This window comes from Paraburkholderia fungorum (genome assembly GCF_046027605.1).
Classification (GTDB): Bacteria; Pseudomonadota; Gammaproteobacteria; order Burkholderiales; family Burkholderiaceae; genus Paraburkholderia; species Paraburkholderia fungorum_F.
On record NZ_JAQQEF010000004.1, the window covers coordinates 209,055 to 233,127 of the forward strand.

Sequence of the window (24,073 nt, forward strand, 5' to 3'; positions counted from 1 at the left end):
ACTGGACTATGAAATACCCCCTGACAGCGAGTCAAGGATTGCACTGCCGGCAAGGCGCGCGGTGGGCGCTGACGCTGGCCGCCATTGCGTTGCTGGGCGCGTGTGCGTCGAAAGAAACGGGTTATGGCGTCGGGCCGCAGGCGGAGCGTCAGGCGCTGATTCAGCAGGCCAATCGCGATCCCGCGCCGGACACGCCAGGCATGTATCTCGGGCTCATCGACAAGATGCAAGCGCAGGGTCTGTACTACGCGTCGCTTGCGCATATCGACGCGTACGAAAAGCAATACGGCGTGACGCCCGACACGATCCTGTTGCGCGCGGATGCGCTGCGCATGACCGATCAGCCGGCCGCCGCGAGCGATGCCTACGCGAAGCTATTGCAAACGCCGCTGGCAGCGCGCGGCTATTGGGGCGTCGGCTTGCTCGCGGGCGAGCAGGGCGATTTCGGCCGCGCCGCGCAGGAATTGCAGCAGGCCGTGCAGCTCACGCCGACCGACGCGGGCATGCTGTCCGATCTCGGTTATGCACGATTGCGCGGCGGCGACGTGGCAGGCGCGCGCGTCCCGCTGATGAAGGCCGCGGAACTGGATCAGCAAAGCCGCAAGATCGAGAGCAACGTCATTTTGCTGATGCTGGTGGACGGCCATGCAGCGGACGCGAAAGCGGCGATGGCTCAACTGGAGCTTTCGTCCGACGTGCGAGCCGCGATCGGCAAACAGGCCGAAGCGGTTGGGAAGGCGGTTCGCGAACGGCGCATGGCGGCGTCGCTCGCGCCGGCCGCGATCACGACGTCGGCGGGAACGATGACAAATGACCCGTCGCGTCCCGACCTGGCGCGTAGTAACACGGCGCTGGCGGATGGACCGCAGGGACGCCTGCTCGATCGCTTATCCCTCAGCAGGTAGCAACAGATATTTTCATGGATACGACGATGAATGATGTTCGGATAACTGAAGATACCGTACGGGGCGTGCGTGCCGGTATCGATGCGCGACGGTCGACAGCGAAAGCGCACGGGGACAATGCGGTGAAGCTGATATACGTCACACTGATCAGCGCCGTGCTGCTGGCCGGCAGCGATATGGCGGCCGCTCAGCAGTCAGCTCAGCCGTCAGATCAACAGGCCGCTCAAGCCCCGGTCCAGCAAGTCGGCGACGCGACCAGAGCATGGTTGCAGCTCCAGCGCAGCGGAGCCGAAGGGAGTGAACCTCAGCCCATGCTGGGTGCCGAGGCGACGGCGGCTTACCGGCGCTATCTGGAGTCGTTCAATAGCAAGATTCCGCCGTTCTTTGCATCATCGCTGCAATCCCAGCAGGGTGGCGGTCCGGGTGGCGGAGCCAATTGATATGAGCGTCGGCAAGATCAGGCGCCGCTCGTGGCGGCGCTCGCTGGCGCGTTCGCGCGGCGTCATCAGCGTGGTTGGCGCGATTTTCGCGGCGGCGCTGGTGGTTGCGGCGCTGGGCGCGCTCGACGTCGGCAATGTTTTCCTCGCGCGACGAACTTTGCAGCGTACCGCCGACCTCGCCGCGATTGCCGGCGCGCAGACGATCAATGCGCCATCCGTCGGCGCACAGGCTGGCGATACGCCGGGCTGCACGGCGGCGAAAACCGCTGCCGCTGCCAGTGTGGCTTCCAATGCAGTTGCCACTACACCCACGGTGGTGTGCGGTCGCTGGGATCCCACGATGACCGCGGCCGCGCCGTACTTTTCAAGCACGGTGGCGGCGAACGTTCCACAGAATGCCGTGCAGGTCACGGTGTCCAGAGACGTGCCGACATTGTTCGTAGGTAAGGCGCGCAATCTGCAGGCGACGGCGATCGCCAAGTCGACCAATATTGCGTCTTTCTCGCTCGCGACTCAGGTGGCCCAGTTGCAAGGCGGGGTGATCAATGCGTTGCTGAACAAGACGTTGGGGACCTCGGTCAATCTGCAGATCGGCGACTACACCAATATTCTCGGCGGCCAGATCAAGCTTCTCGATCTGGCGAAGCAACTCAACGTGAATGGCGATATCAGTGTGGCCTCAGTCAGCTCCTTGCTCGGAGCCACTGTAGGCGTGGCTGATCTGCTCAAGGCGACGGTGACCGTTCTGTCTCGCGGCACAGTGGCTGACATGTCGGCCAGTACCGCCCTTGGGACGATCGCCGGGAGCATACCCGGTTCACCGACGATCGCAATCAGCAACATTCTGGGCGTCACGCTCGCCAATCCAGAGAGCGCGGCGTCGGCGTATGTGAATGCACTCGATCTGCTGACGACCGTGGCGCTGGCGAACGGGACGTCGCAGATCGATTTGACTGCGGCTTTTACGGGGAGCGCGGGCGCCTTGTCGCCGGGTATCAATCTGCTGCCGTCGGTGAAGGGGACCAAGGTCAAGCTGATAGTGGGCACGCCGCCCCAAATCGTGATCGGCGAGTCTGGGCAGGATGCCAATGGAAATTGGCGAACGCAGGCTCATACGGCCGATATCGCGCTGTTCGCCGACCTGTACGTGAGTGTGATACCGCCGGCGTTGTCGTCGATTCTCGGCTCTCCGTTGACGTTCGAATTGCCGCTTTACGTGGAGGGATTTCAGGCGACGGCGCCGTTGCAGTCGATCCAATGCGGCTCGACTCCGGATCTGACCAATATGAACGTTGCAGTTTCGCCCGGGATTGCGCACGCCATTATCAGCAATGACGTGAAGACTTTGATGGCGAGTGCCACCACCACGCAGGACTATCTGAACTATATGCATGGTCCGACGTATCAACAGCCTGCCCGTGTCCTCACGTTCTCGTTGAGTTCAATACCGTTGGCGAAACCTCTGCTGCAGCTGCTGGCGTCGCTGGGTGTTTCCCTTCCGAACATCTCTCTGGCGATTGGCAGCGCGCCGAATGGTAGCGGCACGCCGACTCAAGGGTTCTCATTGAGCGTGCAGTCGCCCGGCCAGCAAACGGTGAGCTTTACCGGTGTGGGGAGCCTTAACACGTTCAATCCTCAGACGGGGCAAGCGAACTCGAATCAGGTCGGAGCGCAGGCAGGTGACCTGCTGGCGCAGTTGATTGCGGCGCTTTCGCCACAGTCGGCGGCGTTATATGCAACAGTGGGTAATCAGTCTTATCCGTTGTCGGGCTTTAGCCTGGGCGACGCGCTGCAGACGCTGCTCACCCAGACGCTGGGCCCATTGGTGGGAGGTGGCGTGGGAGCGGCCTTGAACGCGTTGATCACGCCGGTGTTGACGCCGCTTTCGACCGCGCTTGGCGGCCTCACGACCACGTTATTACAGCCGCTGCTGACGGCGCTCGACACACTCATCGTGCCGTTGCTGCAATTGCTTGGCGTGCAGATCGGTATCGCCACTGTTCATGCCGTCTCGCTGCAATGCGGCGAAGCTCAATTGGTTCAATGACATCCAATGAGAACGACTACCAAAATCGACGAACTCGATATCTACGTCTGGGAGGGCAAGGCCGACATCGTCGACCGGGTCGCGCGCTGCATGGCGAGCTTCGATGTCGAAGTGATCCGCGCGGACGATATCGCGATCTCGCCTGAACGGACCGCGCTGCGGCCGTCGCTTGCGATCATCAGCGTCTCGGTGATCGACAGCGGCGCGCTGCTCATGCGCGACTGGCAGGCCGCGCACGGCATTCCCGTCGTGTGGGTCGGCGCCGCGCCGCGCGAGCACGACCCGGCGACTTACCCGTCCGACTATTCGCACATCTTGCCACTCGACTTTACCTGCGCCGAATTGCGCGGCATGGTCATGAAGCTGGTGTTGCAGCTGCGCGCGCACAGTGCCAAGACGCACGAGTCGGACGCGATGATCGCCAACTCGGAGTGCATGCAGGCGCTGCTGCACGAAGTCGACACGTTTGCCGACTGCGACACGAGCGTGCTGGTGCATGGTGAAACCGGCGTCGGCAAGGAGCGCATCGCGCAACTGCTGCACGAAAAACATACGCGCTACGGTCAGGGGCCGTTCGTCGCGGTGAACTGCGGCGCGATTCCGGACGGTCTGTTCGAATCCCTGTTCTTCGGTCACTCGAAAGGCTCGTTCACCGGCGCGGTGGTGGCGCACAAAGGCTACTTCGAACAGGCCGACGGCGGCACGCTGTTCCTCGACGAAATCGGCGATCTGCCGCTCTACCAGCAAGTCAAGCTGCTGCGCGTGCTGGAAGACAGCGCGGTCACGCGAATCGGCTCGGCGACGCCCGTGAAGCTGGAGTTCCGGCTGGTGGCGGCGACTAACAAGCATCTGCCGCAACTCGTGAAAGAGGGCACCTTTCGCGCCGATCTTTACTATCGGCTTGCGGTGATCGAGTTGAAGATTCCGTCACTGGAAGAGCGGGGCGCTGTCGACAAGATTGCGATCTTCAAGGCGTTCATCGCGCAGATCGTCGGCGGCGAGCGGCTTGCGGGATTGCCGGACCTGCCGTACTGGCTCGCCGACGCGGTGGCCGACACCTACTTCCCCGGCAACGTGCGCGAACTGCGCAACCTGGCCGAGCGGATCGGCGTGACGGTGCGGCAGATTGGCGCATGGGACGCGGTGCGCCTGCAGCGGCTGCTTGCGCTTGCGCGCACCAGCCAGCCGGTGCCGGCCGAAAGCGCGGCCGAGGTGCTGGTGGATCGCAGCAAATGGGACATGGCCGAGCGCAACCGCGTGCTGGCCGCGCTCGACGCAAACGGTTGGCGCCGTCAGGATACGGCGCTCTATTTGGGCATCAGCCGGAAGGTCTTGTGGGAGAAGATGCGCAAGTACCAAATTTTTGACGAAGAGCCCGAAACACGCGAAAGTGAGTAATAATGAGATGGTTGTGCTAAAACAAAAACTGTTCAAGCAGGATTTACATGGACCGAAAGTCGAAACTACGGCGGATTGCCCTGGCTGCAATCGTCGCGATGGGGGCCGTGCAGAGCGTGAATGCGCAGACTCTGCCGGATAGCGGGTCGAGCGCTGGCGTCGTTTCCCAGCCGGGCACGACGGCGGCCTTGCCGGCCAATACAGTGGCTGGACAGACTGGGCAGGCGCAGACGAGTGCATTGACGCCGGACGAAGCGAAGCAGTCTGCTGCGGGCAATGTTGCGGAATTGCAGCAGATGATCCACGGCGCGGATTTGAGCGAATTGCGCACGACGTACAACGGCAGTTACGGTGCGAGCTTGCTGTTTTACGGCAAGGAGATGACGTATTACGTGGCGTTGTTCCAGCAGAAGAACTTCTGGCGCGTCATCAAGACGGAGGACGCGGCGCGTGCCGACATGATTTACAAGGATTTTGTGCGTCAGACGGTGCAACTGTCGGACGTCGAGATTCGCCGTACGCAGTTGGAAGCGCAGAAGGCGTTTACGGATCGGATGATTGCATTGTCGCAGGACCGGGCCAACCGCTTGCAGGCTGACCTGGACGTTGCGCATCAGCAGCAGACCATTGTTGCGAATCAGCAGCAGCAGACGCGTGCCGAGGCAACGGCCCTGGCACAACAGAAAGCTGCTGCCCAAGACCAGTTGCGCGCCGCGCAACGTCAGGTTCGCGACCTGCAGCGCCAACTGGAAACCGGCTTGCCGTCGCACTGAGCGCGCGATGGTCGGAAGACCGGAAGATGGGAGGGCGAAGCGGCTTTGAAAGCGCCGCCCGACCCATTGAAGGAACGAGTCGGTGTAGTAATGCCAATCAACTATGCCGACGGCACAAGCCCGGCAGTCAAAGCCCGCGGTACAAGGGGCATCGCAGTACAAAGTCCCGCCACACAAAGCCTCGCGCTACAAAGCTCGGCGGCATAAACTCCTGCAGCACAAAGCCTGCAGCGCAAAGCCTGGCATTACAAAACCCGGCGATACAAAGTATGTCGGAAGCGACTTTGTCGGATGGGGGGTTATGCTTTGTGCCCACTGGTTTCCCTTGCTTACCGGTCCGCGACGCACGAAGTGCGGAGTGGGTGCTGATGAGTGCGTTGTCACTTACGGTGAATGTGCGAGGGCACTGATTCCAGATGTACCACTACTGATGCTGCGCGGGGGACCCGCTTAAGGGTTAGCGGTTTGAGCTGCTTTCTTTTGCCTACTTTTCTTTGCAGCAGGCAAAGAAAAGTAGGTGCCTGCCCCGCACAGGGGCGACGCTAATAGACCGATAAGAAAACAAGGAAAGGCCAACGCCATAGGCACACAGCGCAAAAAAAGCACTAGGAGGCAAAAAACCAGCCTCTAATCTAATGCTGCTTCTTCCTCTCTGAAGGTTCACTTTCCGGTTGTGAGTGGGAGGGTTCGGTCATATCGATGGCGATGGGATCACTGGCGGGAAAGCTCTCCTCGAGGGCCTCATCGAGCCTACTTTCCGCGGACTGAGCGGCCCCAGCGGCCTTTGCCGCTTCCCCACCTTGAGGTGCCTGTTGCTTCTGCCTGGTCATAACATGCTCCATTAGAAGAAGAGAAAGCCGACAGTTCAGCATAGCGCAAAGCGTGACTACCCGAGAATTAACCGAACGGCTTGGACTCTCCAAAAAAATTAAAACCAACCCGCATAAAGTCGTTCTCCGAGTATCGCCAGAAAAATAACGAGCATGCACCGACATGGACCAAAAAACTCCTGCCTGCGCGCAGCGCTTCACCGCCTCCCACGTAGTGGAAGCCGAACTGGAACATCTGGATTGGGCGACACGGCAACCGGCGCTGCGCATGCTGGACGCCGTGTACTGGCGGCGCCGCGTGCTGGCGGTCAAATGTGGATTTGAGCTGACGGACTTGCAGGGGATGCGACTGGAGAAGATTCTGCAGCGACTCGGCCACCCGTCGGAGTAGCCGGCCGCTGCGGTGGTGGTTTATTCGTTGCCGCCGCTGGTGCCACCGTTGCCGCCGTGATTGCCACCACCATGATTACCACCGCCATGGTTGCCACCGTCGCCACCACCCGTACCGAACAGACGCCGACGGCGCGTGACGACCACCGGACCGTCCGACGTGCTGCTGCTACGATCGGACGCAGGGCGATCCGACGACGGCGTGCCGTACGGCTCGCGCGGTTCGCGCGGCTCACGGTGGTCGCGCGGTTCACGCGAACCGTGCGGGCCACGCGTGGTGTGCTCGCCGTGCGAAGGCCGCCCGGCGCGTGGCGCCGGACGTGTGCCGGTGTCGAGCTGGATCGTCGAGATCGCGCGCTTGTAGATGCCTTGCAGGCCGACAGGCGTGCGCAGCATCACCAGATACTGATCGAACGACTCGATGCACCCGGTCAGGCGAATGCCGTTGACAAGGTAGATCTCGACGCGCTTTCGTTCTTTGCGCGCAGCGTTCATGAAGTCGTTTTGCGGATGCGATTCTGCGGAAGCCATGGACAATTCAGGTTAGGAAGACGGTGGTTCGCCGCGATTCTACCCTGTGTGAGGGCGGAAAGCGTCGGCGGCCGAACTGCGTCCACTATAACGGCTTGCGCGGACATAAGCATCTGATAACTATTGACTGTAACGTTGAGTTACGAATCTGCAAACGAATCGCGCGTTCTTCAGCCACGTTCGGGCGTTCGCGGCGCGAATGGCGGAAAAAGATAGCGCATATCGACGCTGTCCATGGAATAAATCCCCGCCTGCCCACGTTAAGTCAGACATGGCAGCGCTGCATATCGCACGCGGCCGATCGGCTCTCCCGGTTCCCATGACGGGCCGGGCGCTCATCAGGAGACTCACCATGAAAGTATCCCGCCTTCTTTCCGCCGCCTTCGTGCTGCTGGCGCTCGCGCTAGGTTCGTTCACAATGAGCGGCTGCACCTCCGGGACCGACAGCGGCGCGTCGAGCACCAGCGGTAGCAGCAGCGGCGGCTACTGAGCGTTGCCACGCCGGGTGAATTTCGAAGCGGAAGTCATTTCGTGGCTCCCGCAGTTGCGCCGCTATGCGCGCGCACTGACGGGCGACCGCGCCTGGGCCGACGATCTCGTGCAGGATACGGCGGAGCGCGCGCTCGCGCGTTGGGCGGCGTTTCGTCCGAACAGCAACCTGCGTGCGTGGCTCCTGACGATCCTCCGGCATCTCTACATCGATCAGTTGCGCGGCCGCCGCGAGATTGCCGTTGACGAGGACAGCGCGCCGTGGCGCAATCTCGAAGCGCCGCACGGCGAGGTCGACGGTTTGATGCTGCGCGATCTTCAGCGTGCGCTGTATTGTTTGCCGGTCGAGCAACGGGAAGTGCTGCTGCTCATTTGCGTGGAGGAGTTGTCTTATCAGGAAGCGTCGAAGGCGCTCGGCGTGCCGATCGGCACGGTGATGTCGCGGCTGTCGCGCGCGCGGGAACACATGCGCGCGCTGATGACGGAGGGGCCGGTCGAAGGGGGCGCTGGGGGACTGGCGCGTAAAGTCCCGCCGTTGAAAGTAGTGAGAAATCCGTGATGAATAACGACCACGATACCGGCTTGCCTGAGGGGCTCGATCTGCGAGTGCTGTCGGCGTTCGTCGACGGCGAGTTGCCGCCCGCGGAGCGCGCCGCGGTCGAAGCGCAACTGGCACAGCAGCCGCGGGCTGCCGCGAGAGTGGCTGCATGGCGCGCACAGAAAGCGGGGCTGCAGGCGTTGTGCGGCGCGCCACAGCGCAACGAGCGCAGCGGGAGTGCCGGGCAGGGCGACGTCGATGAACCGGCCTTCATCGTGGTGCGGCGGCCGGCGCCGTCGTGGCAACGCATGGGCCTCGCGGCGTGCTGGCTTGCGCTCGGCGCGGGCCTCACGCTTGCGTTGGGGCCGCTCGCACCGCGCCTGACGGGCGGCGCGTGGAACGGTCTGGGCGGCCAGCCGGCGAGCTTTGCCGAGCGCGCCGACATCGCCTACGCGGTGTACACGCCCGAGCAGCGTCATCCCGTGGAAGTCGCCGCGACCGAGGAAGAGCATCTGATCAACTGGCTGTCCAAGCGCCTGAACCGGCCGCTGTCGGTGCCGTCGTTACAGGAATACGGGTACTCGCTGGTGGGAGGGCGTTTGTTGCCCGGCGAAGCGGGCCCGGCCGCGCAGTTCATGTACGAGAATCGCAGCGGCGCGCGCCTCACGCTGTATATCACGGGCATTTCGCGCGACGAAACCGCGTTCCGCCTGTTCCGCGACGGCAACCGCCGCACCTTCTACTGGGTGAGCGATCGCATGGGTTATGCGTTGTCCGGGCCGATCGCGGAAGGCAAGCTGCGCTCGATTGCTGTCGACGTATGCAGCGCGCTCGGCGGTAAGCCGGAGACGTGGCAGGAGCACTAACGGCACGGCACGTACGGCAGGCACGCAAAACCCGAGCAGCCCGGGAAGCCCTTAGCCATGCCAGGCGACGGCCGCCCGGGCCGGCTGCAAGATGCGGTAACAGAAACGCATCGCGCTCGCGGGCGGCCTTCGGAATAGCGTCGCACGACGCATCGTTTACTCGTTGCAGGATCGTGTTGTCCCACCGTGCAGGCGCGCCGGACAAGATGATCTCGTGCGAGGCAAACCGACGGGGTCTTCACGGTGTCGACTGGCTTTTTGCAGGTCGCAACGCCGGCGCGTCGAGGCAGCGAAATCATGCGTACTTTTCATCAGTTCAGCACCGGGCTGTATTCCGGCGTAGCGTGTCTATGCCTGTGCGCCGGTTGCGCGGCGCCCGTCGAGCCGCCATTGGGCGCGAATGCGCCATTGAACGACGTCTCGACGTGCCGCTTCGTCGTGGGTCAGGCGGAAATCGACGGCGCCATGCAGCAGATCAGCGGCCGCGCTTGCCCGCAGCTGGACGGCAGCTGGCAGATCGTGGACGGCGATGCCGCCGCGCTGGCCCTGGCACCGGCGCCGATCTACTACTACGATCCATGGTACTGGGGGCCGCCGGTGCTGTTCGGTGCCGGGGTGTCGTTTGTTTTCGTCGACCATTTTCATCACTTTCATCACATGGATCATGTGCGTTATGGGCACGGATCGTATGGAGCGGGTATGCGCGGCGGCTGGCATGGTACGTCGATGCACACGTGGGGCGGCATGTCGCACGGCGCGGGCGGCGGTGGGATGCGCCGCTAGCTTGCCGCCGCTCCCGTCTGTGCCGTAGACGAGCGGCCTTGATACGCAGCTTGCCCGCAGCCATGAAGGAGCAGCTTTGATACGCAGCTTGCCGCCGAAAGTTTCCGCCGCCGATTTCGACCGCGCGCTCGCCGGTTGGCGCGCGATTGTCGGTGAGCAGCAGGTGGTGACGTCGGCCGCTGGGCTCGCTGCGTACCTGGATCCGTTCGCGCCCGGCGAGCGCCAGGCGTTCTCCGCGTCCGCCGCGCTGCTGCCTGCTTCCGTCGACGAGATTCGCGCGGTGTTGCGGATTGCCAATCAATTCCGGATTCCGTTGTGGACCGTCTCGACCGGACGCAACTTCGCGTACGGTGGGGCCGCGCCGCGGCTGTCGGGTTCAGTGGTGCTCGATCTGCAACGGATGAACCGCATCATCGAAGTGAACGAGACGCTCGCCTACGCGCTGGTCGAACCGGGCGTCAGCTACTTCGATCTGTACGCGCATCTGCGTCAGAAAGGCTACAAGCTCTGGGTCGATCCGCCCGCGGCGGGGTGGGGCAGCGTGGTGGGCAATACGCTCGAGCGTGGCTTTGGCTATACCGCGTACGGCGATCATGCGGCGACGCAGTGTGGCATGGAAGTGGTGCTCGCCAACGGCGACGTGCTGCGCACCGGAATGGGCGGCATCGAAATCGGCACCGCGTGGCAGCTCTATCAGCCGGGTTACGGGCCTTCGTTCGATGCGATGTTCATGCAGTCGAACTATGGCATCGTCACCAAGCTCGGCGTGTGGTTGATGCCTGCGCCGCCTGCCTATCTGTTGGGCGAAATCCAGTTTCAGCATGAAGAGGATCTCGAAACGATCGTCGACATCCTGCGGCCGTTGCGGCTCGATGAAACGATCCGCAATAACGCGGTGATCGAAGGCGGTTTGCGCCGCGCCGCGGGTTTGTCGTCACGTCGGCAGTGGTATGAAGGCAAAGGCGCGATGCCTGAGAACGCGGTGGCGGCAATGCTCGACAAGCTGAACGTGGGGCGCTGGAATCTGCATTTCGCGCTATACGGGACGCCTGAACTGATCGACGCACGCTATGCGATCGTGCAGCGCGCTTTCGCTCGCGTGCCGAAAGCGAAACTCTCGGCGGCTCGTTATGCGGGCGATGCGCAACCCACCGCAGGCGGCGACCGCAACCTGGCCGGCATCCCGGCGATGAGCGCGTTCCGCATGCTCGACTGGCGCGGCGGCGCGGGCGCGCATGTGGACTTCGCGCCGCTGTGCCCGGCGACCGGGCGCGACGCGCTGCGCCAATACACGATGGTGAAGACGCGCGCGGCGGAATACGGTTTCGATTACTACGGCGGTTTTACGGCGGGTGTGCGTCATCTGCATCACATCTTCGCGGCGATCTTCGATCGTGACGACGCCAATCAGGTCGAGCAGGCCGGCGCCTTACTCCGTTCGCTGATGAGCGATGCGCGCGCGGCGGGTTACGGCGAATATCGCGCGCATCTCGCGTATATGGATTTCGCCGCGGCGCAATACAGTTTTAACGACGGCGCGTTGCTGCGGCTCTCGGAAACGATCAAGGACGCGCTCGACCCGAACGGTATTCTCGCGCCGGGCAAGCAGGGGATCTGGCCCGCGGCGTGGCGCGACCGGCGAGGTTATACGTGAGGGCGCGTGACCCGGATGCCGCGAACGGCGCGCATCATCTTCATCTATATGACGTGATGAACCCATGGATCGACGCACTTTCGTGATAACCGGCGCATGGCTTTCGACCGCCGCAGGTGCGGCGTGGCCGTGGCTCGCGCGGGCAGCCGCTCGGCGCGACACGCTCGCCGTGATCGACTCCACGCTTGCGGCCGGCCCGGCATTTTCCGACTATGTCGCCAGCATGAAGCTGCCAGCCTTCGAAACCGGCGACGACATCGGCGTGCTCTGGTACAGCACGCTTGCGCCGCGTCTTAGCCGGACGCCCGCCCAGGCGCCGGTGTCGCTGATCGGCCTCACGCGCGTATCCGATTACTTCGTGCTCAGAGAGCTGGCCACCCGCGTAGGCCGCATGGTCGAGCACAGCCACGAACAGGGCGCGGGACCGGGCGCGCAGGTCGCGCATATCGCCTTCGCGCTGACGCCGCGCCGTGTCCGCTAGAACTTGTAAGCCTTGTTCTTCGGATCGAAGGTCGAGTCGTCGAAGGTTTTCGGCGTGATGGTTTCGAAGACGATCTTCTCGAAGATCTTGCCGTCGTTGTCATAAGACTCGACGGTGCGGAAATACGGATGCCGCAGATCCAGCCCGAGCGTTTCTTTCTTCGCATAGAACTGCGGCTGGCCGGTCGGCGTTTCGAAGGTGAAGGTGACGACGCGCACCCCGTCGATCGTTTGCACTGCCACCTGGGTCGAGCGCGGCAAGCCGGCTTTGATATATTTCCTGCCTTCGGAAAGGTACTGATTGGCAATGTACTCGGTCCCGAGATCGCGCACCTGGTGGTTCGATTGCGCGCGGGCAAGGGCGCCGTTCAGCGAGGTCCACAGCGGCATCACATTCATGATGCCACCGAGGTGGCCATACATTTCATCGGTGCGTTTGGACTCGTCGTAGATGATTTCCTGACCGGCATGCGCGCCATCGGGCAGCCACTTCAGGTAGATCCGCAGCGGGCCGTGGGTGATGCGCCCCAGCATGTGATCGGGCTGGTCGGGCCACTGACCGTGAATGCGTTCCGAGCGTGCCATGGTGAACTCGTACGATGGATAACCGTTCGGCCCCTCCTTGATGTAGCGCGGCAAAGCAAGCGGATCGAGCGACTGGAACAGCGCGACCAGTTGCGCGTCGCCGAGTTTCTCCATGGCGCCGCTTTGTTGCGCGGCGCGCAGCCATTTGACCTGCTGATCCAGCGTGAGCTTGCCGACCTGCGAGGAAGGCGTGGTGGGCGCCTTGACGGCGCTCGCGGTGTCGAGTGCGGGCGGCGTGTCGTCGTTCTGCGCGAAAGCCGGTGACGTTGCCGCCGCCGCGACGCTAGCCACCAGCGCGCCGATAAGAAGTCTCCGTGATGAAATCGCACGCAATGAAGCTGTCAGGGGCGCGCTCGGCGCTGCCGTCTCCGGCAAAAAACGGGCGAGACGCGTGGAGACCGGCGAGCGGTTCGAGCCACTCACGTGGGGCGAGCGGCTCAAGCGGCCCGATTCGCCCAATCGGCACAAACGGCACAAGCGGCGTAAGCGTGCGGACATGCTGTGCTTCATGAAGCTCTCCGAAAGGATGGCGCAAGGCATGGTGTCGCGCGCCCTGCCTGTCAGGCAGTTTTTTGCTTCGCGAGTTCCTCGTCACGCAGCGCGCGGCGCAGAATCTTGCCGACGTTGGTTTGCGGCAACGCATCGCGGAACTCGACGAGCTTCGGCACCTTATACCCCGTGAGGTTCTTGCGGCAGTGGGCGATCACCTGTTCGGCGCTCAGCGACGGATTGCGCTTGACGATGAATACCTTCACCCGTTCACCTTGCGCCGCATCGGGCACTCCGATTGCGGCGACTTCGCGCACGTCCGGCAGCGCTGCGATCACGTCTTCGATTTCGTTCGGATAGACGTTGAAGCCCGACACCAGGATCATGTCCTTCTTGCGGTCGATCAGACGGATGAAGCCACGCGAATCCATCACGCCGATGTCGCCGGTGGCGAGCCAGCCATCGTCGTCGATCACCTTGGCGGTTTCCTCCGGACGATTCCAGTAGCCTTTCATCACCTGCGGACCCTTCACGCACAGTTCGCCGGCTTCGCCGATGTTCGCCCACGTGCCGTCGTCTTTCCTGAAGCGCACTTGCGTGGACGGCGCGGGCAAACCGATCGAGCCTTCGAAGTCGCGCAGATTGGTCAGGTCCACCGGATTCATCGACACGATCGGCGAGCATTCGGTCAGCCCATAGCCCTCGATGATCGGTTTGCCGGTGACCGCCTTGAACCGGTCCGCGACCGACTTCTGCGTGGCCATGCCACCCGCCATCGCGAGCTTCAGGTCCGAGAAGTCGCGTTTGCAGAATTCCTCGTTGTCGAGGAACGCGTTGTAGAGCGTGTTCACCGCCGTCATGCCGGTGAATTTCTCGTGCCGGATGATCATCATCACGCGCTTCATGTCGCGCGGATTGGCGATCAGGATGTTGCGTCCACCGAGTCCCATGAAGATCAGCGCGTTCACGGTCAGCGAATAGATGTGGTACAGCGGCAGCGGCGTGAGCACCGTTTCGATGTCGCCGCTCAGTTGCCCCTGCGACCACGCCTTCGCCTGCAACAGGTTGGCAATGATGTTCCGGTGCGTGAGCATCGCGCCTTTGGCGACGCCCGTGGTGCCGCCGGTGTATTGCAGGAAGGCAATGTCGTGGTGAGTGGGGCGCACCGGCGTCAAGGGCCGCGTGTAGCCGATCGAGAGCGCTTTGAGCAGCGGCACGGCTTGCGGCAGGTTGTATTGCGGCACCATCTTCTTCACATGGCGCAGCATGAAATTGAGCAGACGTCCCTTCAGATTCAGGCCGTCGGCGAGCAGATCGCCGAGCGCCGTCACGATGACGTTCTGCACCTTGGTGCCCGGCAACGCATCTTCAACGGTCTTTGCGAAGTTCTCGAACACGATGATGGTTTGCGCGCCGCTGTCCTTCAGTTGATGCGCCAGTTCGCGCACCGTATAGAGCGGATTCACGTTGACCACCACGCCGCCCGCCTTCAGCGCGCCAAACAGCGACACGGGATACTGGAACGTATTCGGCAGCATGATCGCGACACGCTCGCCGGGCTTCACGCCGATGCTTTGCAGGTACGCGGCAAATGCGGTCGCTTTGCGGCCGAGTTCGCCATACGTCAGATTCGCGCCGACGCTCACATACGCGACGCGCTCGCGAAACTGCGCGATGCATTCGTCGAAGAACTGCACGAGAGATTCGTACTGGTCGACGTCGATTTCGTGCGGTACGTCGGCCGGATAGGACGCATACCAGATGCCGTCGGTTTTGGGCGTCTGAGTTACAGCCTGACCAGGCTGACCGGGCGTCTGAGCGGGCGCCTCACCCGCTGCATTCGCGAGCGGTGTGGATCCGGCGGCGGGCGGGAGCGGGGCTTGCGTGGGCTGGGTCATCGGTCGTCTCCTGAAGCCGTGGCTTCGTATGGTTGTGTGCTGGTCTTGCAGCCAGTCAGCGTTCCAGAATCGCCACCACGCCCTGGCCGCCCGCCGCGCAGATCGAGATCAGCCCGCGCGCGGTGCCGGCCGGTTTGTCGAGTTGCGCGAGCATTTTCGCGAGTCCGGCGACGATGCGGCCACCCGTGGCGGCAAACGGATGGCCAGTGGCGAGCGAGCTGCCGTTCACATTCAATTTTGCCCGATCGATCACGCCGAGTGGCTGAGGCAATCCGAGCTGCGTACGGCAATACTCGTCATCCTGCCACGCCGCGAGCGTGCACAACACTTGCGCGGCGAAGGCTTCGTGAATTTCGTAGAGATCGAAGTCCTGCAGCCCGAGCCCCGCGCGGGCCAGCATGCGCGGCACGGCGTAGGCGGGCGCCATCAGCAGGCCTTCTTTCTTGTCGAAAAAGTCGACGGCGGCGGTTTCGGACCAGCTCAGATACGCCAGCACCGGCAAGCCGTGTTGGGCCGCCCAGGCATCGCTCGCGAGCAACACGGCGGAAGCGCCGTCCGTCAGCGGCGTCGAATTGCCGGCGGTCAGCGTGCCCGCGTCGCGGTCGAACACCGGCTTCAGACCGGCGAGTTTTTCGAGCGTCAGGTCGGAGCGCAGATTATTGTCGCGTGCAAGGCCACGGTAGGGCGTCATCAGATCGTTGACGAAGCCGCGCGCATACGCCTCGGTGAGCTTGCGGTGACTGTCGTAAGCAAGCACGTCCTGCGCTTCGCGCGAAATGTTCCAGCGCTTGGCCATCAGTTCGCAATGCTCGCCCATTGACAGCCCGGTGCGCGGTTCGCCGTTGCGCGGCAACAGCGGTTTGAAAAACATGCCGGGCCGCAGTTTGGCCAGCGCACCGACACGTTGGCCGGTGCTCTTGCCGCGATTTGCTTCGAGCAGGATCTTGCGCATGCGCTCGTTGACGCCGATCGGCGCATCGGATGTCGTATCGACGCCGCCCGCAATGCCCACTTCGATCTGCCCGAGCGCGATCTTGTTGGCGACCAGAATGGCCGCTTCCAACCCGGTGCCGCAGGCCTGCTGCACATCGTAGGCGGGCGTTTCCTTGGCGAGCGTAGTGGACAGCACAGATTCGCGCGTCAGGTTGAAATCACGCGAATGCTTGATGACGGCGCCGGCCGCCACTTCACCCAGGCGTTCGCCATGCAGGCTGTAGCGGTCGATCAGGCCTTGCAGCGTGAAGGTCAGCATGTCCTGATTCGACGCGCTCGCGTAGGCGGTGTTCGAGCGGGCAAACGGAATCCGGTTGCCGCCGATAATGGCGACGCGGCGCACGGCGGGCAGCGGGTTGGACATGCTCGGCTCCTTTGGGTCGTTCATGGATTGTTGACTGGCTCTCACAGCAGCTTCCACTGCATGCGCCCGCGCAAATGCGGCTTTTCTCCGGTGATATCGCGTACCTCGAGATCGCGCTCGATCAGCGAAGGCGACGCGCTCCACAGCGACGCCTCGCCCGGCAACAGCATCGGCAGCTTGAATTCGGCGGACAGCGTGGCCTCGGCGAGCGGCTTGGGCGGTTGCTGCGCGGCGGCGGCGCGCGCCAGCGTCCACATGCCATGCGCAATGGCGCGCGGAAAGCCGAATGCCTTCGCGGATAGCGCGCTCAAATGAATCGGGTTGTAGTCGCCGGACACGCGCGCGTAGTCGCGGCCCAGTTGCGGCGGCAACTGCCAGCGCGAGATGCGCTGCAGCGGGTCGTGCCCGAGTTCCAGCGGATCGAGCGGACTGCCGCTCGCCGGCACGCCGCGTTTCAGATACACGCTGTCGCCGTCCCAGACCGCTTCGCCGCGCCGGTACATGCGGGTGTGCAGCACGAACGCCTGACCCTTGTCGTGCCGCAGCAGCGCGCCGAACTCCACCTCGACGCGCAACAGGTCCTTGCAGGCGAGCGGACGACGCAGCCGGATATGGTTCGCCAGATGCACGAGGCCGAGTGCCGGCCACGGAAACGCCGGGTCGGTCAGCATCAGCAGATGCAGCGGGAAGGCGAGCAGATGCGGATACGTGAGCGGCACGCCGTGTTCGGGAATGAAGCCGCAAACCCGCGAATAACGCCAGATCGGCCCGGCGTCCAGCACCACGGCTGGGCGCACCAGACGCAACGCCGGCAAGTGCGTGTCGCGTCCGCGTTTGACGATGCCGGACAACGCGCGCGCGTACAGCTTCGCCGGCGCGGGCAACTGCTCGATGACGATGGTCTTCGGACGGGCCACGCTCGCTGCGTGACCACTCCGGAACGGCTCACCCGGCTCGCCCATGCTCACGCTCCAATCAGGCTTTGTCCGCACACGCGCACCACCTGGCCGCTCACGCTCGCGGATCCCGGGTGCGCGAGCCACGCGATGGTCTGCGCGACATCCACCGGCTGGCCGCCCTGGCTCATCGAATTCATCCGGCGGCCGGCTTCGCGGATGGTCAGTGGAATCTTCGCGGTCATCTGCGTTTCGATGAAGCCGGGCGCGACCGCGTTGATGGTGATGCCGCGCGCGCGCAGATGCGGCGCCATGCTTTGCACCCGGCCGATCACGCCGGCTTTCGACGTAGCGTAATTGGTCTGGCCGAGATTGCCGGCAATGCCGCTGATCGACGACACGCCGATGATGCGGCCGCCGTCGCGCAAGGTGCCCGCCGCGAGCAGGGCGTCGTCGATCCGTTCCTGCGCGGACAGGTTGATGTCGATCACGCTTTGCCACGCGGCGTCGGTCATCTTCGCGATGGTTTTGTCCCGGGTGATGCCCGCGTTGTGCACGACGATATCCACGCCTTGTTCGTCGAGCGCGGCGGCGATCTGCGCGGGCGCCTCGGGCGCGGCGATGTCGAAGGCGAGGGCGGTGCCGTTCAACTGGCGCATCGTTGCATCGAGTGCGTCGCGCGCTGACGGAACGTCGATGCCGATGACGTGCGCGCCTTCAGCGGCGAGCACGCTCGCAATCGACGCGCCGATGCCGCGCGCCGCGCCCGTGACCACGGCACGCCGGCCCCCGAGCGGCTGGTTCCAGTCGAACGCCGGCAACCCGTCGGCACCGCCGGGCATGCCAATGCGCACTACCTGGCCCGACACATACGCGGAGCGCGGCGATAGAAAAAATCGCAACGTCGCTTCAATGCCGTTCTCGGCACCTCGTTCCACGTAGACGAGATTCGCGGTAATGCCGCGTCGCGCTTCCTTGCCGAGCGAACGCGTGAGGCCTTCGAGCGCGCGCTGCGCGGTCCATTGACGCGGGCTCGCGCAGGTTTCCGGCGGACGTCCCAGCACGATGATTCGGCCGCACTTGCCAAGCGAGCGCAACGTGTCGTGGAAGAAGCCGTGCAGCGGTTCGAGCTGGCTGCTGTCTTCGATACCGCTCGCGTCGAACAGCAGCGCGGCGAGCTTGCCTTGCGAACCGGATTCGGCCGGTTCGAAACGGCCCGTCATCAGACCATGGCGATTCGCGAGCGGTACCCACAGCCCGGCGCTTTCGTGCGCCACGCTCGTCACGCCGATGCTCTTGACGAGATTCGCGAGCGCGTCGAGCAGATGCGGCTCGCGGCCCGCGCCGATCGCGATCAGGCCGTCGAACTCGGGCCGGTCGGCGCGATAGCGGCGCAGTACCTCGGGCTTCGGTAAGCCTAGCGAGCGCGCGAGGCGCGCGCCGAACGGCGAATTGACGAAGTTCAGGTAAGAGTCGTTCATATTGTCGTTGCTCCGCTGGCCACGTCCGGAGGAAGTCCCACGCCCTGAAGAAAGTCCCGTTGGGGGATTGGAGAAACGGACGTGTGTCAGTGTGCACCCAGTTTGGGGCCGCTGGGGACGCCCCGCCTGGATGTTTTTTTAAGGCGCTCAGGCCGCGAGTTCCAGCGCTTTTTCGAGCGCGTCCTTGCGCTGTTGCAAGTTGGCAAGCATGTCGAAGTCGGCCGGGAAGTCGTCGACCTTCACCACCTCCGCGCCATAGCGCGCATAGTCGTCGAGCACGCGGCGCTCGTCGGCGTCGAGCAGGCCTTTTTGCTGTGCCGTTTCGGTCCACGCCGCCAACTGCGGCAGGCTCTGAGGCATCGGTTCGAGCAGGCCCTGCTTGACCGCTTCGCGCAGCTTCTGCTCGATTTGCGTGAAGCGTGGATTCAGCTCGAACACGAGCTCGCCGTAGCCGAGCGCATCGGCATCCGGATGCGGCACATATGAGTCGGACACGAGGCGCTCGCGCGCGGCGCCCGGCGTTTGCATCAGCTCCGCGATGTCGGTGCCGAGGCGGTCGGACGGCTCGCGGTACGGCAGGCCGAACGGGAAAGCCAGCACCCGCACGAGACCTGCGGCGAGGCGATTCGGGTAATTCGCGAGCACGCCGTCGAGCGCGTGTTGCGCCTTGTATAGCGAGTCTTCGACACCCCAGCGCACCAGCGGCAAATCTTCTTCCTGGCGGCCTTCGTCTTCGAAACGCTTGAGCGTCGCGGAGATCAGGTAGAGCTGCGAGAGCACGTCGCCCAGACGCCCGGAAATGCGTTCGCGCCGTTTCAGATCGCCGCCGAGCACGAACATGGAGACGTCGGCGAGCAACGCGAACGCAGTCGAAAGGCGGGTCGCCGCGCTGTAATACGACAGCAGCGGCGCGTAGGCCATGCGCGGCTTGACGATGAACGCACCGCCCGTGATGCCGTACACGAAACTGCGCACCACGTTGGAGAGCGTGAAGCTGACGTGACCGAAAAAGGCCGCATCGAAATCGCGCAGCGCGCGGGTGCGATCCGTGTCGCGCGTGGCCGCCATTTCCTTCAGCACATACGGATGACAGCGAATCGCACCCTGGCCGAAGATGATCAGGCAGCGCGTGAGAATGTTCGCGCCTTCCACGGTGATCGCGATCGGCACCTGCTGATAGGCGCGCGCGAGAAAGTTCGACGGCCCCATGCAAATGCCCTTGCCGGCGGCGATATCCATGCCGTCGTTGATGACCATGCGGGCGCGTTCGGTGATGTGATACTTCGCGATCGCCGAAATCACCGACGGTTTCTCGCCAAGGTCCACCGCATGCGCGGACAAACGGCGCGCGGCATCCATCACATAGAGATTGCCGCCCATGCGGCCGAGCGCTTCCTGCACGCCCTCGAATTTGCCGACGGCAGTGCGGAACTGACGGCGAATCGCGGCATAGGCGCCGGTGCCGCGCACGGCGATCTTCGCCATTCCCACATTCGACGACGGCAGGGAAATCGCGCGGCCCGCCGCGAGACATTCCATCAGCATGCGCCAGCCGTTGCCGACTTGCGCGCGGCCGCCGATCACCCAGTCGAGCGGAATGAAGACGTCATTGCCCGAATTCGGACCGTTCTGGAATACCGCGTTCAGCGGCCAGTGACGGCGGCCGATGTTGACGCCCGGATGGTCGGTCGGAATCAGCGCGCAGGTGATGCCGGGTTCGTCGCCCGAGCCGAGCAGATGGTCCGGATCGAGGGCGCGGAACGCGAGACCGAGCACGGTTGCGATCGGTCCGAGCGTGATGTAGCGCTTGTCCCATGTGACGCGAAAGCCGAGCGTCTCGCGGCCTTCAAAGCTGCCTTTGCAAACGATGCCGACGTCGGGAATCGCCGCCGCATCCGACCCGGCGTACGGACTCGTCAACGCGAAGCAGGGGATTTCATCGCCCCGCGCGAGGCGTGGCAGATAGTGGTTCTTCTGCGCTTCGGTGCCGTAGTGCATCAGCAACTCAGCCGGGCCGAGCGAGTTCGGCACCATCACCGAAACGGCGGCGGCCGAGCAGCGCGTGGCGAGCTTCATGATGACCTGCGAATGCGCGTAAGCGGAGAACTGCTTGCCGCCGTACTGCTTCGGAATGATCATGCCGAGAAAGCCGCGTTCCTTGATGTACTGCCAGGTTTTCGGCGACAGGTCCTGCCACACCATGGTGGTTTCCCAATCGTTCGCGAGATCGCACAGATGCTCGCATTCGACGTCGAGAAACGACTGTTCTTCCGCACTCAGCGTGACCGGTCCGTAGCCGAGCAGAGTGTCCCAATGCGGGCGCCCGGAGAACAGTTGGGCGTCCCACCAGACGGTGCCGGCTTCGATCGCGTCGCGCTCGGTCGGCGACATCTCCGGCAGGATCTTGCGGAAGATCTCGAGCACCGGTTTCGTGAGCCACGCGCGGCGCAGCGGCTTGATCGTAAGGACGAGGGCGGGGAGGACGAAGACGATCGCGAGCACCGTGGTCGCCACGCCACCCGCTGCTCCACTGACATGCGCGGCGGCCACCCAGACGATCATGAAGGCAAGCCACCATGAGGCGCGCGCCTGCATATAGACGAGCGCCAGAGCGGCAATGACTAGCACCAGGATGAACCACGGCATGACGTTTCCTCCAGTTTCGATGCTGCGTGCGAATGCATCCGCGGGTCGCGGACGGCCTGTGTCAGCGCCACCCGCGCGGGCTCGTGTTCAGGCCGTGCCGTGCAACGCGGGCTGAAACGCACACGCTTCTACGTTGCCACCGCGGCGTTCACCGTCCGAGACTGCCGGCGCCGACGCTTCAGACCCGCCTGATGCCTGCTGTGTACCCGCAGCAGGGTTCATGCCTTCCACCTGACCTTCCGGGCCGCTCTCGGTGGCGTCGCCCAGCACGGCCGCGAACGTGGCCAGTTGCGAGCCGTCGGGCAGCGGCGCCTTGAGGGCGGCCACCATCAACGAAGCGAGCCGTGCGATCAGTTGCAGGTCGTTCATCGACTTGCCCTGTGAGAACTCGGAAATCAGGCTGTCGGTATCGGTGCCGGCCAACACGCCGGACAGCGCGCCGATCGCGAAGTGCAGACGCCAGCCGAGCTCTTCACGCGGCAGATGCGGCAGCGCACGCTGGAACGCATCGAAAAAACGCACGGCCACTGACGCGTAATGCGCATTCAGAAAGTCCCGAATGAACGCCGACGGATCCGTATAAGCACGGCCCAGCAGGCGCAGAAAAGCCTTGCCGCCGACGCGCGGATCGCGCGACAGCCGTAGCGCGGGAATGAACATGGCGCCGAGCACGTGCTCACAGGTCAGGCGCGCGCCGAGCATGGCGTCGAAGCGGTCGAGCAGCTTGAGCCGCTCCTGGTTGAGCCGGTCGAGGCGGCGCGACAGCATCGAATGAATCAGCGATTCCTTGCTGCCGAAGTGATAGTTGACCGCCGCGAGATTCACTTCGGCACGCGAAGTAATCTGGCGCAGGGACATGGCCTCATAGCCGCATTCGACGAAGAGTGTTTCAGCGGCGTCGAGGATGCGGGACTTCGTGTCGCCGGCATGCCGGCCTGTTGTGCGAACTGCCATTTTGCGTCTCCCAGTTGCCGGGCATCCGGCCCGCAAACATGCGATTCAAATAACTATTTGAAACAGCTGTTTTTTTCAGGATAAAGAAGGATCGGGACTGCGATCAAGGGTTCGGTGTGGACTAACTCCTCTAGAAGACCTGACGCGGGTCCGTCTTTCCCATGTGCGCGGGCGCGTCAAACCGCGCGGAAATAAAAAAGGCCGTTCCGATTTGAATCGGAACGGCCTCGTATTGCTAGCTACCTGTTCTGGCCTTGCGTTTGCGATGTTCTCGCGTTTGTTTTGCGGCGGTTCGAGCCGCCTTTGTCGTCGCTATTGTGCCCGATAACGCGCTGGCGAAATAGCTGTTTAGTTCGAACGCTTAAAGCTGTGCCGCAACCTGTTTCGCCGATTGCGTCATGTCGATGCCGCGGCGTTCGCGGCTAAACGGAATCAACGCGGCGATCACCACCGCCACGATCCCGATCACGACGGCCATGATCAGCGCGTAGTTGTTGCCGTGCGCTTCGGCGGCGCTCGCTTGCAGCGGACCGTTCACCGATGCGATCAGATTGCCGAGCTGATACACGAGGCCCGGGAACGTCGCGCGAATTTCATCGGGCGAGATTTCGTTCAGGTGCACCGGGATCACCCCCCATGCGCCTTGCACGGAGATCTGCATCAGGAACGCGCCGACGGCGAGCAGCACCGGCGTGGACGAGAAAGCCCACAGCGGCAACACCGGCAATGCGATCAAGGCGGCGATGAAGATCGCGCGTTTGCGGCCGATTCTCTCCGAGATATAGCCGAAGAACAGGCCGCCGCAGATTGCGCCGATGTTCAGCGTGATCGTGATCAGCGACACCGTATGCGCGTCGAACCCATGTTGCACGCGCAGGAAGGTCGGATACAGATCCTGCGAGCCGTGCGAGAAAAAGTTGAACGCGGTCATCAGCACGATCGAGTAAAGCGACAGCCCGATGTTCTGCTTCAACGTGGCGATCAGACCTGGACGCGTCTTCTTTTCGAGCGTCTTGAAGGCCGGCGACTCCGGCACGTGTGCACGCACATACAGCACGAGCAACGCCGGCAGCACGCCGACGAAGAACATGCCGCGCCAGCCGATGTATTGATAGAACACGCCGAACACGATCGAGGCGAGCAGATAGCCGCTCGGATAACCGGCCTGCAGAAGACCCGAGACGATGCCGCGCGATTTCGGCGGGACGGTTTCCATCGTCAGGGCGCCGCCTACGCCCCATTCACCGCCCATCGCGATGCCGAACAGGGCGCGCAGCACGAGCAGGGTGGCGAGGTTGGGCGAAAAGCCGGACAGCAGTTCCAGCAGCGAGAAACACGCGATGTTGACCATCAGCGTGGGACGGCGGCCGTATTTGTCGGCGAGCCAGCCGAAAATCAATGCGCCGACCGGGCGCATCACCAGGGTCAGCATAATGCCGAAGGCGACCTCGGGGATTTTTGTATTGAACTCCGCCGCGATATCTTTCAATACAAACACCATTAGAAAGAAATCGAACGCATCCAGGGTCCAGCCTAGATAGGCGGCGATCGTGACGTTTCTCTGTTCCCGTGTCCAGCTCATTGATTGTTCTCCTGAGTCTTCAATAACCCGTGTTTCACGACGGGTGGCTCTGCAGCCCCGT

The 24,073-nt window shown here is 63.4% G+C and carries 21 protein-coding genes; 12 read left to right on the plus strand and 9 right to left on the minus strand.

From position 1 onward, the window contains the following. Window positions 1-8: 8 nt before the first annotated feature. The 6 genes from PQR53_RS09550 (at window position 9) to PQR53_RS09575 (ending at window position 6,784) form a co-directional block, all read left to right on the plus strand. Window positions 9-905 (plus strand): tetratricopeptide repeat protein, encoded by an 897-nt coding sequence (locus PQR53_RS09550; protein ID WP_408452618.1) that lies wholly within the window; start codon window positions 9-11, stop codon window positions 903-905. Window positions 906-919: 14 nt separating this feature from the next. Continuing rightward, on the plus strand, window positions 920-1,345 hold the full coding sequence (locus PQR53_RS09555) for a DUF3613 domain-containing protein (protein WP_408452620.1): 426 nt from the start codon (window positions 920-922) through the stop codon (window positions 1,343-1,345). A 1-nt stretch (window position 1,346) separates the two neighbouring features. Further along, window positions 1,347-3,392, plus strand: coding sequence for a TadG family pilus assembly protein (locus tag PQR53_RS09560; RefSeq protein WP_408452622.1), 2,046 nt, complete (start codon window positions 1,347-1,349; stop codon window positions 3,390-3,392). Between the two features lie 6 nt (window positions 3,393-3,398). Further along, window positions 3,399-4,790, plus strand: a complete 1,392-nt coding sequence (locus PQR53_RS09565) for a sigma 54-interacting transcriptional regulator (protein ID WP_408452624.1) — start codon at window positions 3,399-3,401, stop codon at window positions 4,788-4,790. 47 nt (window positions 4,791-4,837) lie between these two features. Continuing rightward, on the plus strand, window positions 4,838-5,563 hold the full coding sequence (locus PQR53_RS09570) for a DUF2968 domain-containing protein (RefSeq protein WP_408452626.1): 726 nt from the start codon (window positions 4,838-4,840) through the stop codon (window positions 5,561-5,563). A gap of 993 nt (window positions 5,564-6,556) precedes the next feature. Beyond that, window positions 6,557-6,784 (plus strand): hypothetical protein, encoded by a 228-nt coding sequence (locus tag PQR53_RS09575; protein ID WP_408452628.1) that lies wholly within the window; start codon window positions 6,557-6,559, stop codon window positions 6,782-6,784. Between the two features lie 20 nt (window positions 6,785-6,804). Here PQR53_RS09575 and hfq read toward each other — a convergent pair whose 3' ends face one another. Then, a complete protein-coding gene (hfq, locus tag PQR53_RS09580) occupies window positions 6,805-7,314 on the minus strand; it encodes an RNA chaperone Hfq (protein WP_408452629.1) in 510 nt (169 codons plus the stop codon). Between the two features lie 352 nt (window positions 7,315-7,666). Here hfq and PQR53_RS09585 point away from each other — a divergent pair, with 352 nt between their 5' ends. The 6 genes from PQR53_RS09585 (at window position 7,667) to PQR53_RS09610 (ending at window position 12,125) form a co-directional block, all read left to right on the plus strand. Next, window positions 7,667-7,804: a hypothetical protein gene (locus PQR53_RS09585; protein ID WP_408452631.1), complete on the plus strand. Its 138-nt coding sequence runs from the start codon at window positions 7,667-7,669 to the stop codon at window positions 7,802-7,804. Window positions 7,805-7,819: 15 nt separating this feature from the next. Next, complete coding sequence (locus PQR53_RS09590; protein ID WP_408452633.1) at window positions 7,820-8,362, plus strand: sigma-70 family RNA polymerase sigma factor; 543 nt, start codon at window positions 7,820-7,822, stop codon at window positions 8,360-8,362. After that, entirely contained in the window at window positions 8,362-9,207 is an 846-nt protein-coding gene (locus PQR53_RS09595; RefSeq protein ID WP_408452635.1) for an anti-sigma factor family protein, read from the plus strand. Before PQR53_RS09590 ends, PQR53_RS09595 begins: the two co-directional genes overlap by 1 nt. Before the next feature lie 297 nt (window positions 9,208-9,504). Further along, on the plus strand, window positions 9,505-9,990 hold the full coding sequence (locus PQR53_RS09600; protein WP_408452637.1) for a hypothetical protein: 486 nt from the start codon (window positions 9,505-9,507) through the stop codon (window positions 9,988-9,990). Between the two features lie 76 nt (window positions 9,991-10,066). Continuing rightward, window positions 10,067-11,644 (plus strand): FAD-binding oxidoreductase, encoded by a 1,578-nt coding sequence (locus PQR53_RS09605; RefSeq protein WP_408452639.1) that lies wholly within the window; start codon window positions 10,067-10,069, stop codon window positions 11,642-11,644. A 64-nt stretch (window positions 11,645-11,708) separates the two neighbouring features. Next, window positions 11,709-12,125 (plus strand): hypothetical protein, encoded by a 417-nt coding sequence (locus PQR53_RS09610; protein ID WP_408452641.1) that lies wholly within the window; start codon window positions 11,709-11,711, stop codon window positions 12,123-12,125. Here the strand turns inward: PQR53_RS09610 and PQR53_RS09615 are convergent. From PQR53_RS09615 to PQR53_RS09650, 8 genes are all read right to left on the minus strand, one after another. Further along, window positions 12,122-13,219, minus strand: coding sequence for a DUF1571 domain-containing protein (locus PQR53_RS09615; RefSeq protein WP_408452643.1), 1,098 nt, complete (start codon window positions 13,217-13,219; stop codon window positions 12,122-12,124). The two genes, PQR53_RS09610 and PQR53_RS09615, sit on opposite strands and share 4 nt — an antisense overlap. A 50-nt stretch (window positions 13,220-13,269) precedes the next feature. Then, window positions 13,270-15,096: an AMP-binding protein gene (locus PQR53_RS09620; protein WP_408452644.1), complete on the minus strand. Its 1,827-nt coding sequence runs from the start codon at window positions 15,094-15,096 to the stop codon at window positions 13,270-13,272. A 55-nt stretch (window positions 15,097-15,151) separates the two neighbouring features. After that, complete coding sequence (locus tag PQR53_RS09625) at window positions 15,152-16,453, minus strand: acetyl-CoA C-acetyltransferase (RefSeq protein ID WP_408452646.1); 1,302 nt, start codon at window positions 16,451-16,453, stop codon at window positions 15,152-15,154. A gap of 41 nt (window positions 16,454-16,494) precedes the next feature. Next, window positions 16,495-17,415 carry a MaoC family dehydratase gene (locus PQR53_RS09630; RefSeq protein WP_408452648.1) on the minus strand — a complete coding sequence of 307 codons (921 nt, stop codon included), beginning with the start codon at window positions 17,413-17,415 and terminating at the stop codon, window positions 16,495-16,497. Window positions 17,416-17,417: 2 nt separating this feature from the next. After that, window positions 17,418-18,830, minus strand: a complete 1,413-nt coding sequence (locus PQR53_RS09635; RefSeq protein WP_408452649.1) for a 3-oxoacyl-ACP reductase — start codon at window positions 18,828-18,830, stop codon at window positions 17,418-17,420. A 147-nt stretch (window positions 18,831-18,977) separates the two neighbouring features. Further along, complete coding sequence (locus PQR53_RS09640; protein WP_408452650.1) at window positions 18,978-21,476, minus strand: acyl-CoA dehydrogenase; 2,499 nt, start codon at window positions 21,474-21,476, stop codon at window positions 18,978-18,980. Window positions 21,477-21,563: 87 nt separating this feature from the next. Continuing rightward, window positions 21,564-22,430 (minus strand): TetR/AcrR family transcriptional regulator, encoded by an 867-nt coding sequence (locus tag PQR53_RS09645; RefSeq protein ID WP_408452652.1) that lies wholly within the window; start codon window positions 22,428-22,430, stop codon window positions 21,564-21,566. Between the two features lie 361 nt (window positions 22,431-22,791). Continuing rightward, entirely contained in the window at window positions 22,792-24,012 is a 1,221-nt protein-coding gene (locus PQR53_RS09650) for an MFS transporter (protein ID WP_408452654.1), read from the minus strand. Window positions 24,013-24,073: the final 61 nt, after the last annotated feature.

Coding starts and splice junctions, on each gene's coding strand:
- PQR53_RS09550 (WP_408452618.1), top strand. CDS start 9: ATGAAATACCCCCTGACAGCGAGTCAAGGATTGCACTGCCGGCAAGGC.
- PQR53_RS09555 (WP_408452620.1), top strand. CDS start 920: ATGGATACGACGATGAATGATGTTCGGATAACTGAAGATACCGTACGG.
- PQR53_RS09560 (WP_408452622.1), top strand. CDS start 1,347: ATGAGCGTCGGCAAGATCAGGCGCCGCTCGTGGCGGCGCTCGCTGGCG.
- PQR53_RS09565 (WP_408452624.1), top strand. CDS start 3,399: ATGAGAACGACTACCAAAATCGACGAACTCGATATCTACGTCTGGGAG.
- PQR53_RS09570 (WP_408452626.1), top strand. CDS start 4,838: ATGGACCGAAAGTCGAAACTACGGCGGATTGCCCTGGCTGCAATCGTC.
- PQR53_RS09575 (WP_408452628.1), top strand. CDS start 6,557: ATGGACCAAAAAACTCCTGCCTGCGCGCAGCGCTTCACCGCCTCCCAC.
- hfq (WP_408452629.1), bottom strand. CDS start 7,314: ATGGCTTCCGCAGAATCGCATCCGCAAAACGACTTCATGAACGCTGCG.
- PQR53_RS09585 (WP_408452631.1), top strand. CDS start 7,667: ATGAAAGTATCCCGCCTTCTTTCCGCCGCCTTCGTGCTGCTGGCGCTC.
- PQR53_RS09595 (WP_408452635.1), top strand. CDS start 8,362: ATGAATAACGACCACGATACCGGCTTGCCTGAGGGGCTCGATCTGCGA.
- PQR53_RS09600 (WP_408452637.1), top strand. CDS start 9,505: ATGCGTACTTTTCATCAGTTCAGCACCGGGCTGTATTCCGGCGTAGCG.
- PQR53_RS09610 (WP_408452641.1), top strand. CDS start 11,709: ATGGATCGACGCACTTTCGTGATAACCGGCGCATGGCTTTCGACCGCC.
- PQR53_RS09615 (WP_408452643.1), bottom strand. CDS start 13,219: ATGAAGCACAGCATGTCCGCACGCTTACGCCGCTTGTGCCGTTTGTGC.
- PQR53_RS09620 (WP_408452644.1), bottom strand. CDS start 15,096: ATGACCCAGCCCACGCAAGCCCCGCTCCCGCCCGCCGCCGGATCCACA.
- PQR53_RS09625 (WP_408452646.1), bottom strand. CDS start 16,453: ATGTCCAACCCGCTGCCCGCCGTGCGCCGCGTCGCCATTATCGGCGGC.
- PQR53_RS09630 (WP_408452648.1), bottom strand. CDS start 17,415: ATGGGCGAGCCGGGTGAGCCGTTCCGGAGTGGTCACGCAGCGAGCGTG.
- PQR53_RS09635 (WP_408452649.1), bottom strand. CDS start 18,830: ATGAACGACTCTTACCTGAACTTCGTCAATTCGCCGTTCGGCGCGCGC.
- PQR53_RS09640 (WP_408452650.1), bottom strand. CDS start 21,476: ATGCCGTGGTTCATCCTGGTGCTAGTCATTGCCGCTCTGGCGCTCGTC.
- PQR53_RS09645 (WP_408452652.1), bottom strand. CDS start 22,430: ATGGCAGTTCGCACAACAGGCCGGCATGCCGGCGACACGAAGTCCCGC.
- PQR53_RS09650 (WP_408452654.1), bottom strand. CDS start 24,012: ATGAGCTGGACACGGGAACAGAGAAACGTCACGATCGCCGCCTATCTA.